This window comes from Mesorhizobium robiniae, assembly GCF_040545535.1.
GTDB classification, from domain to species: Bacteria; Pseudomonadota; Alphaproteobacteria; order Rhizobiales; family Rhizobiaceae; genus Mesorhizobium; species Mesorhizobium robiniae.
In genome coordinates, this window is sequence record NZ_JBEPMC010000004.1 from 417,260 (window position 1) to 429,753 (window position 12,494).

Sequence of the window (12,494 nt, forward strand, 5' to 3'; positions counted from 1 at the left end):
CGCGCCCCGGCGCGTCGGAATCGGAGAACGCACATGGCCAAGGTCATCGGTCGGTACGGTAACGACCGGCAGCATTGGGTGGGCGACGGCTTTCCCGTTCGCTCGCTCTTTTCGTACAACGACCTGGGCGCGCACGTCAGCCCGTTCCTGCTGCTCGACTATGCCGGACCGCATCTGTTCGAGCCGACAAGCCAGCGCCGCGGAGTCGGCAAGCACCCGCATCGAGGCTTCGAGACGGTCACGATCGTTTACGAAGGGGAGGTCGAGCACCGCGACTCTGCCGGCAACGGCGGCGTGATCGGACCGGGCGACGTCCAGTGGATGACCGCCGCAGGGGGCATCATCCACGAGGAATATCACTCGCCCGGCTTCGCCCTGGCCGGTGGGCCTTTCCGCATGGTGCAGCTGTGGGTGAACCTGCCCGCAAAGGACAAGATGGCGCCGGCCGGCTACCAGGGGATTCTGAAGTCCGACATCCCGGTCGTGAAGCTCCCCAACCGTGCCGGCACGATCCGGATCATCGCGGGCGACTATCGGGGGACGCAGGGAGCTGCGCGTACCTTCACGCCGATCAATGTCTGGGACCTCAGCGTGAACGCTGGGGCGGACGTGAACCTCGATCTGCCTGCTGGGCACACGGCGATGATCGTTGTCCTCACGGGTCACGTCACCATCGCAGACAGGCAGGAGGCAGGCGAGGCGGAGATGGTGCTCCTCGACCGCGAAGGCGGCGACATTGCCATTCACGCCGATGGCGATGCCAAGCTGCTGGTGCTGACCGGCGAACCCATCGACGAGCCGATCGTCGGACGCGGCCCCTTCGTGATGAACAGCGAAGCGGAAATCCGGCAGGCCGCTGAAGACTTCAACAGCGGGCGCTTCGTCGCTGCTGCAACATGATCAAGGGGCCGGATGCAGAGCGCGTCCGGCCCCTTTTTCCTGCGGAGCGGTTGGCGCTCGATTCTCCGCTTGAACACGGGCGCAAGCCCGCCCCAGACGCGCGACTTGAACAGGAAAGGGACCAGTTATGGCCAGTGAGACCATCCGCAATCCGCAAACCGATCACCTTCTTACCCCCGACAACGCAGCCTTCATCATCATCGATTATCAGCCGATCCAGGTTTCCTCGATCCGCTCGATGCCGCGCGACGAGCTGGTGTTCAACATCGTGAGCACCGCCAAGGCGGCCGTGAACTACAATCTCCCGATCGTCCACTCGACGGTCAATGTCGCGACCGGCCGCAACAAGCCGCCGATCCAGGAGCTGCAGAACGTCCTTGGTCATCTGCCGACCTATGATCGCACCTCGATCAACAGCTGGGAGGACACCGGCTTCAAGGATGCGGTCAAGGCGCTCGGCCGCCGCAAGCTGATCATGACCGCGCTCTGGACCGAGGCCTGCCTCACCTTCCCCGCGCTGGATGCGATCCAGGAGGGGTATGAAGTCTATGTGCCCGTCGACGCGGTCGGCGGCACGTCGCTGGCCGCGCACGAGGCTGCGCTGCGCCGGGTCGAGCAGGCGGGCGCGAAGCTGATCAGCCGCGTGCAGATGTATTGCGAGCTCCAGCGCGACTGGGCCCGGGAAGCCACCGTTCCCGGCTTCATGGGCGTCTTCGAGAGCTTCGACGGCTTCAACCCCGAAAAGGCCGCGCACGCGGCCTGACGGCGAGCGCTGCAAGTGGCGGCGGCTCAGGTCGCCGCCACTTGCTCGCAAGGGGATCTGGCAGGCCATGGCGGCCTTCCTCCTACAACGCAATCACCATCACGGAGACCCTCTCATGTCCACGATAGTCACGAGCGACGGCGTCAGCATCTTCTACAAGGATTGGGGTCCGAAGGACGGCCAGCCGATCATGTTCCATCATGGGTGGCCGCTCAGCGCGGACGACTGGGACAACCAGATGTTGTTCTTTCTTGGCAAGGGATTTCGGGTGATCGCCCATGATCGGCGTGGCCATGGTCGCTCCGATCAGACCGATACCGGAAACGACATGGATACCTACGCCGCCGATGTCGCGGCGCTGGTGCGTGAGCTTGATCTCAAGAACGTGGTTCATATCGGCCATTCGACGGGCGGCGGCGAGGTCATTCGCTATGTCGCGCGCAGCGAGCCGAACCGGGTCGCGAAGGCGGTGTTGATCGGTGCGGTCACCCCCATCATGCTGGCCACCGACCGGTATCCTGGCGGCCTGCCAATGTCCGTCTTCGACGGCTTTCGCGACGCGCTCAGCCGCAATCGCGCGCAGTTCTTCCTCGATGTGCCACGCGGCCCCTTCTACGGCTTCAACCGCGACGGCGCGGAGGTCAGCGAGGGGCTGATCCGCAACTGGTGGCGCCAGGGCATGAGCGGTGGCGCCAAGGCGCACTACGATTGCGTGGCCGCGTTTTCGGAAACCGACTTCACCGATGACTTGAAAGCCGTATCCGTGCCGGTCCTGGTGCTGCATGGCGAGGATGACCAGGTGGTGCCGATCGACGCGTCGGCCCGCGAAGCAATCAAGCTGCTGTCGAACGGCATTCTCAAGACCTACCCCCGGCTGTCCCACGGGCTGTTCGCTACCCATCCCGACATCATCAACGCTGACCTATTGGCCTTCATCGAGCAGAGAGAGCGTGCATGAAGGTCGTGCGCCACCCGTCGTGACTGCATATCTGTTTGATAGTTAGAGGGAAATTGCGATGGTGAAGGTAGTGAGGGCGGTTTCTGGGGTGCGTAGGGAGCTCTATTCGGCGAGGTTCACGATTGCTCATGTTCCTTCCCGTTGAGTCGATCTTGTCGCGCGGCACCTAACGGTTTGCTGATTTGCCCATTGGTTTAGGTCGGCCACGGGATAGACGATGGACTTTCCAATCTTCACGAAGGCTGGCCCGACGCGCATTGCTCGCCAGTTGGCCAATGTCCCGGTCGAGATAGCGCGGCGAAAACGTTCGCTCACTTCCTCCGGTGTCAGATACAGTGGTTCCGTCATCTTCTACCTCGCAAGCCTCGGTTGGGATGATCGGGTCCGCGAATGATGAACGGAGACGACCTCCTACGCTCGGGTTCGACAAGGCAATCCTCATTGAGAACATCTGTCGATACCGCTGCCTCACGCATCTCTACGGCGACTTCGCCCAAGACTGAAAGGGGGTACTGACCACGGTAGGACCATCGCGGGCTGCCGGCTAGAAAAAGGCCGGATGGAAGTGCGATCAAAAATCTGATGCTCCGGGCAGCCCTCCGAAGGCAGAGGTAACACGGTCGAATCCTGTCGGCGCGCCACCACGCTGGTTGCCGAGCCGTCGGGAGCACCCCAGCGTAACGTTGGCAGCGATCGATGGCCGACAAAATGCTCCGACCGCGTCAGGCGATGACTGCTTTGCGCAGCATGTCGGCCGTTGGAAGCTGTCTTCGCATTGCCCGAAAGCAGACCATTCAGCACTTTGAGGAAAGGCGCGCGAAAGGCGGCTCGCAGCCATGCAGTACGCAGCTCGGGTCGCCTCAGCTACTCGGGATTCATTTCGCAAACTGGGAGGCAGTTATCGATCACTGTGCCAGATAGCCACCATCTATATTCAGTTCCAAGCCGGTTACGAAGGAGGACTCGTCGCTCGCCAAGTAGAGCACGCCAAATGCGATCTCTTCGGGCCTGCCCGCTCGCCCCATCGGAGTTACGGCAATGATGCCGTCGTTCATCTCCTTGCTCTGGCCTTCGATGAGCGGTGTCCAGATGATGCCCGGATGGACCGAGTTCACCCTAATGTTGTTCTTGGCGTAGCTGATGGCTGCGTTCTTAGTAAGCGTGCGCACCGCGCCTTTCGCAGCCTGATAGGGCGCTGCCCCCGCGGCGCCCGCCGTACCCCAGATCGACGAGAAATTCACGATTGCGCCCCCGCCGTTTTGTTTCATCACGGGGATGACCTCGCGCATGCCGAAGAAGGTTCCGGTCTGGTTGACCGAGATGACGCGGTGCCAAGCTTCGGTGCTCGTGGCGTCTATCTGGCCATAGTGCTCGACGATACCGGCGTTGTTCACCAAGACGTCCAGACGACCATGACGATCGACAATCTCCGAGACGACGGAGCGCCAATCATCTTCCTTCGAGACGTCCAGCCGCCGATGCTCGGCGCCAGTCGGCAGCTCTCCCTTCGATGACGGCTGTACGTCGCTCAGATAAAGCACTGCCCCTTCCGCAGCGAAAAGCTTTCCGATCGCCGCACCAATTCCCTGTGCTGCGCCGGTCACAAGCACAACCTTGCCCTCGAGACGGCCCATCGTTCTTCCTCCTTTGTCGAATGAAAAGTCGTTGCTTGCCGGGTCTAGGCTGCGACTGCGATCAGCACCTTCAGATGGTCCTGGTCCGATCTGGCCAGCGCATCGAAGCCTCCGGCAATTGCGTCAACCATGGTCACCCGGCCGGTGATGATCTTTTCGGGCTGGACCTGTCCGGCGGCAATCATTTGAACAACGCGGGGGCCGATGGTGATCGGAAAGCCCCAACTCGTTGTCAGCGTCACGGCCTTGGACACCAGCAGCCGCATGTCCACGCGGGGAGGATTGACGAAGATGCCCACCTGGACAATCGTTCCGCCGCGTCGCACAAGCCGGATACAGTCGGCCAGGGCGCGTTCGTTGCCGGCGCATTCGACCGCCACATCGACGCCGAGACATTCTTCGGTCGACCCCAGCACGGCATCGACAAAATCCGCTGAAGTGGGATCAATGACCTCGTAGCCCAGTCCGAGAGATTGCAGCCTGCGCCGTCGTGCCGGACTGGCTTCGGATACCAATACTCTCGACGCTCCGGCCGCTTTCGCGGCCATCGCCGCAAGGACGCCAATCGGCCCGGCGCCGGTGATCAGCACGCTGTCGCCGGCATGGACGCCACCCCGATCGGTCGCATTGAGAGCAACAGCCATCGGCTCGAAAAGCGCTCCCTGCTCATCGCTTACCTCGTCGGGCAATTTCACAACATTGTCTTGCGGGAGGACCGCATATTCCCCCATGCCGCCATAGGCCGAGGACAGGCCGACCAAGGCCGTGGAATCGCTGATGTGGCCCATTCCGCGGCGCACGAAATAGTCTCCCGGCCTGTTGAGATGCGGAAGGATCGCGACCCTGTCGCCCCTGGCGAAGCGGCTGACGCTTTGCCCGACCGAGGCGATCCTGCCGGAGAACTCGTGACCAAGCACGAGCGGCGCCGACGCCCCGGTGAGCGGGTGCGGCTCGGTCGATACGAATATCGGCCCGTCCAGGTATTCGTGGATGTCGGTTCCGCAGATCCCGCAGTGGCTGACCTGGACGATGACCTCGTCAGGCCTCGGATCGGCGGGCGGATCAATGTCTTCCAGGCGCAGGTCGCGCGCGGCATGAAAACGAAGGGCCTTCATTGTCAATCCTCCCAAACTGTCTTGCTGGCCGTCGTGCAGCCGGCGCTTAGTCACGCAGAAACCGGCTCCTCCTCAGCCAACCCGCGATGCGACTACTATGCCTGGGTTGATCAGACGGTCAACAGAAAAATAGATTTTTTGTTGACATATCTTATTTTTTGGAAAATCCTCGTTCCACCCTAACGACACATTGTGAGTGAGGAAGAATGCGCTTCGTGAGCTTCGAATTTGGCGGTCAACGCGGGTTGGGCGTGGAACGGGCAGGGCAGCTGCGCGGCTTGACCGCCGGTAGCAGCGGCCACACAGTTGACCTTGGACAGCTGATAGCTGCCGGCCCGGAGGAATTGCTGCGCGTCGGCCGTCAGCTCGCCGACGGCCCTGAATTCGATCCTGATGCCGTCACCTTTCTTCCGCCGCTGGCGCGGCCGCCGAAGATCATCTGTGTTGGGCTGAACTATGCCGATCACACCAAGGAGTCGCCATATGAGCAGCCGGACTACCCAACGCTGTTCGCGCGCTTCGCCACGACGCTGGTGGGCCACAATCAGCCGATCGTGCGGCCGCTTGCCTCGACGAGCCTGGATTTCGAAGGCGAGATGGTGGTTGTGATAGGGCGGGGCGGCCGTCACATCCCGAAGGCGCGAGCCCATGACCATGTGGTCGGCTATTCGATCTTCAACGAAGGGTCGGTCCGTGAGTATCAGTTCAAGTCGCCGCAATGGACTGTCGGCAAGAACTTTGATTCCACGGGCGGTTTCGGACCCGCACTGGTGACGGCTGATGAAGTGCCGGCCGGCGGCAAGGGACTAAGGCTCGAGACGCGCCTTAACGGTGCGACCGTCCAATCGGCGAACACGGACGACATGCTTTTCGACGTCGCGACGCTCATCGAGACGATCAGCGAGGCGATCACTCTCGAACCTGGCGATCTGATCGTCAGTGGCACCCCTGCCGGCATCGGATGGGCACGCAACCCGCGTTTGCTAATGAAGGATGGCGACAGGTGCGAGGTCTCGATCGAGGGCCTTGGAAGACTGGTCAATCCGGTTTGCGACGAAGTTCGCACCGAAGGCATGACGGGCAAGGCGGCCTGACGGGGAGATCCTGGAAGCGCTCGACAACAGCAGCACAGCCGGCGTTCCGCTGCGTCGAGGCGCAGCGCGGACCAACCATTCCTCGAGGGACACATGGATACTGGATTGCAAGGAAAGACCGTGCTCGTGACGGGTGCGGCAAGCGGCATAGGCCGGGCAACGGCGCTCGCGTTCGCGCGGGAAGGGGCACACCTGCGGCTCATCGACATAGATGCAGCGGGTCTGCGGGAGACAGAAGCGTCAGCCTCGGCGGCAGGTGTGAGCGTCACCATCGCAGTCGCCGATCTATCCACGGCGCAAGGTGTCGAAAAGGGCATCGCCGACGTATTTTCGGGCGAAAATGGCAAACTGGATGTTCTGGTCAACAACGTCGGTATCGTCGACGCACAACCCTTCGATAGCCTGACGGACGCTCATTGGCAGCGCACATTCGATGTCAATTTTCTCAGCAATATCCGCATGACGCGCGCGCTGCTGCCGCGCTTGCGCGAAAGCCGCGGCTCGATCGTCAACAACACATCGGATCTCGCGCGCCAACCGGAGACCATTCCTGCCGACTATGCCGCCCTGAAGACCGCGCTGGTGAGTGTCACCAAAAGTCTGGCCCGCGCCGAGGCTCCCCACGTTCGGGTCAATGCGGTCGCGCCGGGGCCCGTCTGGAGCCCACTCTGGTCCAGACCGGGCGGCTTTGCGGATACGCTGTCGGAAGTTCACGGCATGCCGCCGCGCCAGGCGGTCGACCACGAAATGAAGCTGCGGCAGCTGCCGCTTGAACGCATGGGCGAACCGGAGGAGGTGGCGGACATCATCGTCTTCCTCGCTTCGGAGCGCGCTTCCTTCGTCACATCGTCGGTTTGGGGCGTCGATGGCGGCTCGATCCGCAGTTTGTTCTAGGGGGCAGTCGGATGAAGGCAATCGGATTTACCAGGGCAGGGCCTGTCGATGCCCCTGACGCGCTCGTTGATGTCGAACTTTCCCGGCCGGGTGACCTGCAGGATCGCGATTTGCTGGTCGAAATAAGAGCCATTTCGGTCAATCCGCTCGACGCGAAGCTGAGGCGCACGGTCCATCCGGGGGGAGCGCTGAAGGTACCCGGCTACGACGCCGCCGGCGTGGTTGTTGCGGCAGGGCCAAAGGTGATGAACTTTAAGGCCGGCGATGCCGTGTTCTATGCAGGCTCGGTGGTTCGCCAGGGCAGCTACGCCGAATACCAGCTGGTGGACGAGCGGATCGTCGCGCGGATGCCGGAGAGCCTCGACTTCGCGCAAGCGGCGGCCTTGCCGTTGACGACGCTGGCAAGCTGGGAACTCCTGTTCGACAGGCTTGGCGCTCTTCAAAGGCCGGCTTCCGACGAGCGTGTCTTGTTGGTTATCGGCGGCGCCGGCGGAACCGGCTCCATGGCGATCCAGCTGGCGCGCGCTTTGACCGATTTGACTGTGATTGCAACGGCGTCCCGGCCGGAAACGGTCGACTGGTGCCGGGAGCTTGGCGCAATGCACGTGATCGACCACCGCCAGCCGTTGAAGCCGCAGGTGGAAGCTCTTGGCTTCAAGGGCGTGGATCTCCTGATGGCACTCGCCCAGACGCCTCGGCATCAGGGTCAGTTCGTGGATCTTGTTCAGCCGTTCGGATCGATCGGAGTGCTCGACGATCCCCATCCTTTTCCACTCACGACGTTGAAAACCAAATGCATCACCTTGCATATGCATTCAATGATGGCGCGGTCGGTTTTTCAGCGTCCGGACATGGCCGAACAGGGCGCAATTCTGCGCAAGCTGGCGCAGTTGGTCGACGCCGGGCACGTGCGAACCACGCTGGCCAAACGCATGGGGCCGGCGTCGGCGAACGCGCTGATCCAGGCGCATCGGGATATCGAGGCCGGTTCCGTGAACGGCAAGATTGTATTCGAAGGTTTTTGAGGCGCCACAGGCTTCGTGCCTGGCTGCGACAAGGAGGAGAGTATGGACAAGTCGTCGACGATAATGTGGGTAGGAACGGTGCGGTCGCTGCCGCTGAGGGAGCAGTTGCGCGCCTCGAGGCTGGCGGGCTGCGAAGCCATCTCTATCACGCCATGGCACTATTGCCGCTGGCTTGCCGACGGGATCACCACCAAGGACATGCTGCTTATGGCGGATGACGAAGGGGTGAAGCTGACGCAGCTCGATCCCTATGCGCGCTGGGCGACGCACTGGTTGCCTGACAATCTCGATCCGGCCGCGTTTTCGGTCGGCTTCTTCGGTTTCGACGAAGACGACTTTTTCCGCATCGGCGAGGCGCTTCAGGTCGACTCCATGAGTTGCATCGTCACCTGTCCAAAGAGCCAGGTGTCGATCGATCAACTGGTCGACGGCTTTGCCAGGACCTGCGACAGGGCTGCCGGCCTGGGCTGGCGCTGCGACCTCGAATTCATCCCATTCTGGGGCCTTCCTGATCTTGAGACCGCCTGGAAGATCATCAAGACCGCAGATCGCGACAACAGCGGCCTTGTCTTCGACTTCTGGCACTATCTGCGCGGAAAACCGGATCCGGCGCTGCTTGACACCATCCCCGGCGACAAGATCTCCACCGTGCAGATCGCCGATGCATCCGCCAAGCTGAAGCCCGGCCTGTCGCTGCTCGACGATTGCATCTTCCACCGCGTGGATGCCGGCACGGGCGGATTCCCCGTGGTCGAACTGCTCCAGCAGCTTCGCCGCATCGGCGGGCTCAACCGCTACGGGCCCGAGACCTTCTCCGGTCTCTACGACACGCTGTCGGCCGAGGAGATCGGCAATCGGAGCCGGGTTGCACTCGCCAATGTCTTCGACAAGGCGGGGATTCCACATCGTTTCGGCGCTGCGGCCGCCGCCTGACGCCGGCCGCACATCGAAACATCGGCGTTGAGCCCGATCATCGGGCTGTTCATCACGGCATCGGCCGACGCGGCGTGTCGCCTTTGCCGGTCGGTGTGCGTGCGGCGCTGCGACAAGACAAGGGAGGGATTTCTGATGTTGCCATCTATCGATTTCGTTTTTTGGCCTGCCTCGGCCCGCATTCACGGGTTTCGGGGGCATGTGGAGGCCGCGAAGGCCGGCGGCTTTACAGCTCTTGCCATCGCGCCCGAAACCTATCTCGATGGGCTGGAGTCTGGGCTCACCCCGTCGGACATGAAAGCGATGGCCGCCGATGCAGGAGCTCCGCTGCGCTATCTGGATTCGCTGACCGACTGGGCGCCCATCCGTGTCCCCGCGGAATGTTCGCCGGAGCTGCGCGCACGCTTCGACGTCAGCACCGATCACTCGTTTCGTATGTGCGAGAAGCTCGGTTTGACGTCGATCCTGGCAGTTGCGGGTTATGACAAGGGAACGGTCGAGCTTTCCCGGCTGGTCGATGGATTCGGGCGCCTGTGTGAGCGCGCCCATGCGCAGGGATACTGGATCGATCTCGAATTCATGCCATTCTGGGGAATGCCCAACCTCTCCGATGCCTGGGCGATCGTCAGCGGCGTAAATCCGTCCAATGCAGGCATCCTTGTCGATGTATGGCACTTCTCCAAGGGCGCCTATGAGCTCGATCTGCTCAAGCGCCTGCCAGGCAAGCATCTGGCCGGCATGCAGATCGATGACGGCGTGCGGCGGCAGGTGGGGAAGTCGCTCTTTGACGACACGATCAACTACCGGAATTTTCCGGGAGAAGGCGAGTTCGACGTCGTGGAGATCATCAAGATCGTTGCCGGCAAGGGTAACCTTCGCCACATCGGGCCGGAGGTCTTCTCGCTCGAGGCGGATGCGCTGTCGGCGAGGGATGCCGGAATACGGTCGGGAGACACATCGCGCAAGATGCTGGCGGAGGCGGGTGTCAGTCTAGCGACAGCCTGACACACTGACGCCGGAAGGCAACGCCGCCGGCATTTTCGTCCCTCTCTAACTTGCCTTCCGTTCGGCTACGAAACGCCGGGCAAAGTCCTCGAAGCTGGCAGGCTCCCGGCCGAGGATCATCGATGCCACCGCCGGATTGCCGCCCGGCAGGCCGAAGCGGTCATAGTGCCGGCACATCGCCTCGTAGATCCGAAGGTAGTCGTCGGGAAACCGGCCAGCATTTCGACGTCGCCATTCCGCCGGCGCGTAGCGCGCGGCGCGTATCGGCTTGCCCAGGAGTCCACTCAGGATCTTCGCCATGCCAGCGTGGGATAGCGGCTCTCGGCCGACCAGCTCGTACGCCCCTCCGACGTAGCGCGCGCTGGTGAGGACGGTTGCCGCCGCGTCGGCCAGATCGGCAAGGTCTATCATCGCCATCGAAAGATCCGTCCGATAGGGGCGTTCATAGATGCCTTCGGCTTCAATCCTTGCCCATTCGAGGGCGATGTTTTGCATGTACATCGCAGGCTGGAGGATGGTGTAGGGAAGGCCGGATTCGATCAGCATCTCTTCCAGGTCAAGCTTCTGCCGATGGTGGATCATGGTCCGGCATTGCGCGTGAAAGACCGAATGCAGGACGAAATGCCTCAGACCGGCGTTGCGGGCGACCGCTATGATGTTGGCCCCGAACGCCACCTCGCAGTCGTTGAAACGTGGTCCGATATGATAGAGCCTGGCAACACCTGAGACCGCGTCCTCCAGCGAGGATCGATCCCCGAGATCGGCCAGCACGATCTCATGCGCGCCTGCTGCGTGAAGCTCGTCCTCGCCCGCTCGCGAGCGAGTCATCGCGCGAACCCGCGCTCCGCGTTCGGCAAGCGCCGCGATGACGGCTTTGCCTGTCCGGCCTGCCGCGCCCGTGACGAGCACAGTTTCTCCCGTTTCCATAACCGATCCTCCACAGCCTGCAGCGAGAAAGTCATCACTTTTATCACTAGATAATTTATTAGTCTTTACAAAATAGATTTTTTGATGGAGTGTCGCTTTGCATGGACCGTGGAACACGGGCCTCGGACGGAACACGATCATCGGGAGGATGAAGTGACACTGCTGAAAAGGATTTCAGCCGCGGTAGCGGCTGCTGTGGCAATTGCCGTGGCAATGATCGGTCCCTTGGCCGGCGACAGCGCGGCCGCCCAGGAGAAGCCGAAGACCATCTATCTGGCGGTCGGAACGACCAGCAGCGAGTATTGGCAGGAAGTTATCTGGGGCGCCCAGCAGGTGGCGAACTCGGTCGGTGCCAAACTTGAGGTTTACGAGAGCGGGTTCGACGGCCAGAAACACATGCAGCAGCTGGGGGCAATACTTGCCGCCGGCTGCGAAGGCTGCGCCTTCGCCTGGTTTCCGGACTCCACGGCCTTCACCAAGGCCTTCGTCGAGCGGGCGGAAGCCGGGGGCGCCTTCATGACGACGATGTGGAACCGTCCTGAGGAGATCCATCCCTGGGACACGGCACCCGATGCCTGGATCGCCAACATCTCTTTCGACGGTGTCGATTCCGGCTACCAGAACGGCATGGCGCTGTGCAAGGCGATCGGTGGCAAGGGTGGCATCGCGGTTCTCAAGGGAACGCCGGACAATCCGCCGTCGAAGCAGCGAGAGATCGGCCTTTTGAAGGCGGTGTCGGAATGCCCGGGCATGACGATCCTCGACACGCAGATCGGCAATTGGGGACAGACCGAAGGTCAAAACATCACCCGCACGTGGATTGCGCGTTACGGGGAGCAGTTGAAGGGAGTCTTCGCGCAAAATGACGGCATGGCGCTCGGCGCGGTCGCAGCGTTGCGCGAAAAGGGCCTGGCAGGCAAGGTTCCCGTCACCGGCTCGGACGGATCGAGCGACGTGCTGAAGCTGATCAAGTCCGGCGAGATGCTGTCGAGCATGCGGATCAGCTCGCAGCTGCACGGAGCGGTCGCGGCAGCACTTGCCTACGCGGTCGCCTCGGGAGACTTCAAGATCGCTGACCTGGAGCAGGCGCAGCGCGATTTCTACCTGGAGCAAACGCTTGCGACCAAGGACAATGTCGATGCGATGCTCTCGGCCCAGCCGAATCCAGCCGACTTCTCCTACGACGCGCTCAAGAAGAATATCTGGGCTCGGTCAAAGGGTCAGATCCCGGTCGGTGTGAACTGAA

The 12,494-nt window shown here is 62.1% G+C and carries 13 protein-coding genes; 9 read left to right on the forward strand and 4 right to left on the reverse strand.

What is annotated here, in order from left to right; all coding sequences use genetic code 11:
* The first annotated feature begins 33 nt into the window (after window positions 1–33).
* The 3 genes from ABID19_RS13895 (at window position 34) to ABID19_RS13905 (ending at window position 2,621) form a co-directional block, all read left to right on the forward strand.
* Window positions 34–900, forward strand: coding sequence for a pirin family protein (locus ABID19_RS13895; RefSeq protein WP_127670097.1), 867 nt, complete (start codon window positions 34–36; stop codon window positions 898–900).
* A gap of 127 nt (window positions 901–1,027) precedes the next feature.
* Window positions 1,028–1,663 (forward strand): hydrolase, encoded by a 636-nt coding sequence (locus ABID19_RS13900; protein ID WP_127670095.1) that lies wholly within the window; start codon window positions 1,028–1,030, stop codon window positions 1,661–1,663.
* A gap of 115 nt (window positions 1,664–1,778) precedes the next feature.
* Window positions 1,779–2,621: an alpha/beta fold hydrolase gene (locus ABID19_RS13905; RefSeq protein WP_354491249.1), complete on the forward strand. Its 843-nt coding sequence runs from the start codon at window positions 1,779–1,781 to the stop codon at window positions 2,619–2,621.
* A gap of 126 nt (window positions 2,622–2,747) precedes the next feature.
* On the opposite strand, the gene ABID19_RS13910 is transcribed toward ABID19_RS13905, so the two are convergent.
* The 3 genes from ABID19_RS13910 to ABID19_RS13920 all read right to left on the reverse strand — a co-directional run bounded on the left by ABID19_RS13910 (window position 2,748) and on the right by ABID19_RS13920 (window position 5,370).
* Window positions 2,748–2,969: a helix-turn-helix domain-containing protein gene (locus tag ABID19_RS13910; RefSeq protein ID WP_354491250.1), complete on the reverse strand. Its 222-nt coding sequence runs from the start codon at window positions 2,967–2,969 to the stop codon at window positions 2,748–2,750.
* A gap of 557 nt (window positions 2,970–3,526) precedes the next feature.
* Window positions 3,527–4,255, reverse strand: coding sequence for an SDR family NAD(P)-dependent oxidoreductase (locus ABID19_RS13915; protein WP_354491252.1), 729 nt, complete (start codon window positions 4,253–4,255; stop codon window positions 3,527–3,529).
* 44 nt (window positions 4,256–4,299) lie between these two features.
* Window positions 4,300–5,370, reverse strand: a complete 1,071-nt coding sequence (locus tag ABID19_RS13920; RefSeq protein ID WP_354491253.1) for an alcohol dehydrogenase catalytic domain-containing protein — start codon at window positions 5,368–5,370, stop codon at window positions 4,300–4,302.
* 206 nt (window positions 5,371–5,576) lie between these two features.
* Between ABID19_RS13920 and ABID19_RS13925 the strand changes: the two genes are divergently transcribed.
* From ABID19_RS13925 to ABID19_RS13945, 5 genes are all read left to right on the forward strand, one after another.
* Window positions 5,577–6,464, forward strand: a complete 888-nt coding sequence (locus ABID19_RS13925) for a fumarylacetoacetate hydrolase family protein (RefSeq protein WP_354491255.1) — start codon at window positions 5,577–5,579, stop codon at window positions 6,462–6,464.
* Between the two features lie 93 nt (window positions 6,465–6,557).
* Window positions 6,558–7,358, forward strand: coding sequence for an SDR family NAD(P)-dependent oxidoreductase (locus tag ABID19_RS13930; protein WP_354491257.1), 801 nt, complete (start codon window positions 6,558–6,560; stop codon window positions 7,356–7,358).
* Between the two features lie 11 nt (window positions 7,359–7,369).
* On the forward strand, window positions 7,370–8,383 hold the full coding sequence (locus ABID19_RS13935) for a zinc-binding alcohol dehydrogenase family protein (RefSeq protein ID WP_354491259.1): 1,014 nt from the start codon (window positions 7,370–7,372) through the stop codon (window positions 8,381–8,383).
* 42 nt (window positions 8,384–8,425) lie between these two features.
* The gene (locus ABID19_RS13940) at window positions 8,426–9,316 is read left to right on the forward strand and encodes a sugar phosphate isomerase/epimerase family protein (protein ID WP_354491260.1); all 891 of its coding nucleotides are present in this window, start codon (window positions 8,426–8,428) and stop codon (window positions 9,314–9,316) included.
* A 135-nt stretch (window positions 9,317–9,451) separates the two neighbouring features.
* The gene (locus ABID19_RS13945) at window positions 9,452–10,321 is read left to right on the forward strand and encodes a sugar phosphate isomerase/epimerase family protein (protein WP_354491261.1); all 870 of its coding nucleotides are present in this window, start codon (window positions 9,452–9,454) and stop codon (window positions 10,319–10,321) included.
* Window positions 10,322–10,366: 45 nt separating this feature from the next.
* On the opposite strand, the gene ABID19_RS13950 is transcribed toward ABID19_RS13945, so the two are convergent.
* On the reverse strand, window positions 10,367–11,248 hold the full coding sequence (locus ABID19_RS13950) for an NmrA family NAD(P)-binding protein (protein ID WP_354491263.1): 882 nt from the start codon (window positions 11,246–11,248) through the stop codon (window positions 10,367–10,369).
* Between the two features lie 153 nt (window positions 11,249–11,401).
* Between ABID19_RS13950 and ABID19_RS13955 the strand changes: the two genes are divergently transcribed.
* Entirely contained in the window at window positions 11,402–12,493 is a 1,092-nt protein-coding gene (locus ABID19_RS13955) for a sugar ABC transporter substrate-binding protein (RefSeq protein ID WP_354491264.1), read from the forward strand.
* Window position 12,494: the final 1 nt, after the last annotated feature.

What these genes read in the sequence shown, in the direction of transcription:
- ABID19_RS13945 (WP_354491261.1), top strand. Translation starts at nt 9,452, where the DNA reads ATGTTGCCATCTATCGATTTCGTTTTTTGGCCTGCCTCGGCCCGCATT.
- ABID19_RS13910 (WP_354491250.1), bottom strand. Translation starts at nt 2,969, where the DNA reads ATGACGGAACCACTGTATCTGACACCGGAGGAAGTGAGCGAACGTTTT.
- ABID19_RS13920 (WP_354491253.1), bottom strand. Translation starts at nt 5,370, where the DNA reads ATGAAGGCCCTTCGTTTTCATGCCGCGCGCGACCTGCGCCTGGAAGAC.
- ABID19_RS13895 (WP_127670097.1), top strand. Translation starts at nt 34, where the DNA reads ATGGCCAAGGTCATCGGTCGGTACGGTAACGACCGGCAGCATTGGGTG.
- ABID19_RS13915 (WP_354491252.1), bottom strand. Translation starts at nt 4,255, where the DNA reads ATGGGCCGTCTCGAGGGCAAGGTTGTGCTTGTGACCGGCGCAGCACAG.
- ABID19_RS13930 (WP_354491257.1), top strand. Translation starts at nt 6,558, where the DNA reads ATGGATACTGGATTGCAAGGAAAGACCGTGCTCGTGACGGGTGCGGCA.
- ABID19_RS13950 (WP_354491263.1), bottom strand. Translation starts at nt 11,248, where the DNA reads ATGGAAACGGGAGAAACTGTGCTCGTCACGGGCGCGGCAGGCCGGACA.
- ABID19_RS13900 (WP_127670095.1), top strand. Translation starts at nt 1,028, where the DNA reads ATGGCCAGTGAGACCATCCGCAATCCGCAAACCGATCACCTTCTTACC.
- ABID19_RS13925 (WP_354491255.1), top strand. Translation starts at nt 5,577, where the DNA reads ATGCGCTTCGTGAGCTTCGAATTTGGCGGTCAACGCGGGTTGGGCGTG.
- ABID19_RS13940 (WP_354491260.1), top strand. Translation starts at nt 8,426, where the DNA reads ATGGACAAGTCGTCGACGATAATGTGGGTAGGAACGGTGCGGTCGCTG.
- ABID19_RS13905 (WP_354491249.1), top strand. Translation starts at nt 1,779, where the DNA reads ATGTCCACGATAGTCACGAGCGACGGCGTCAGCATCTTCTACAAGGAT.
- ABID19_RS13935 (WP_354491259.1), top strand. Translation starts at nt 7,370, where the DNA reads ATGAAGGCAATCGGATTTACCAGGGCAGGGCCTGTCGATGCCCCTGAC.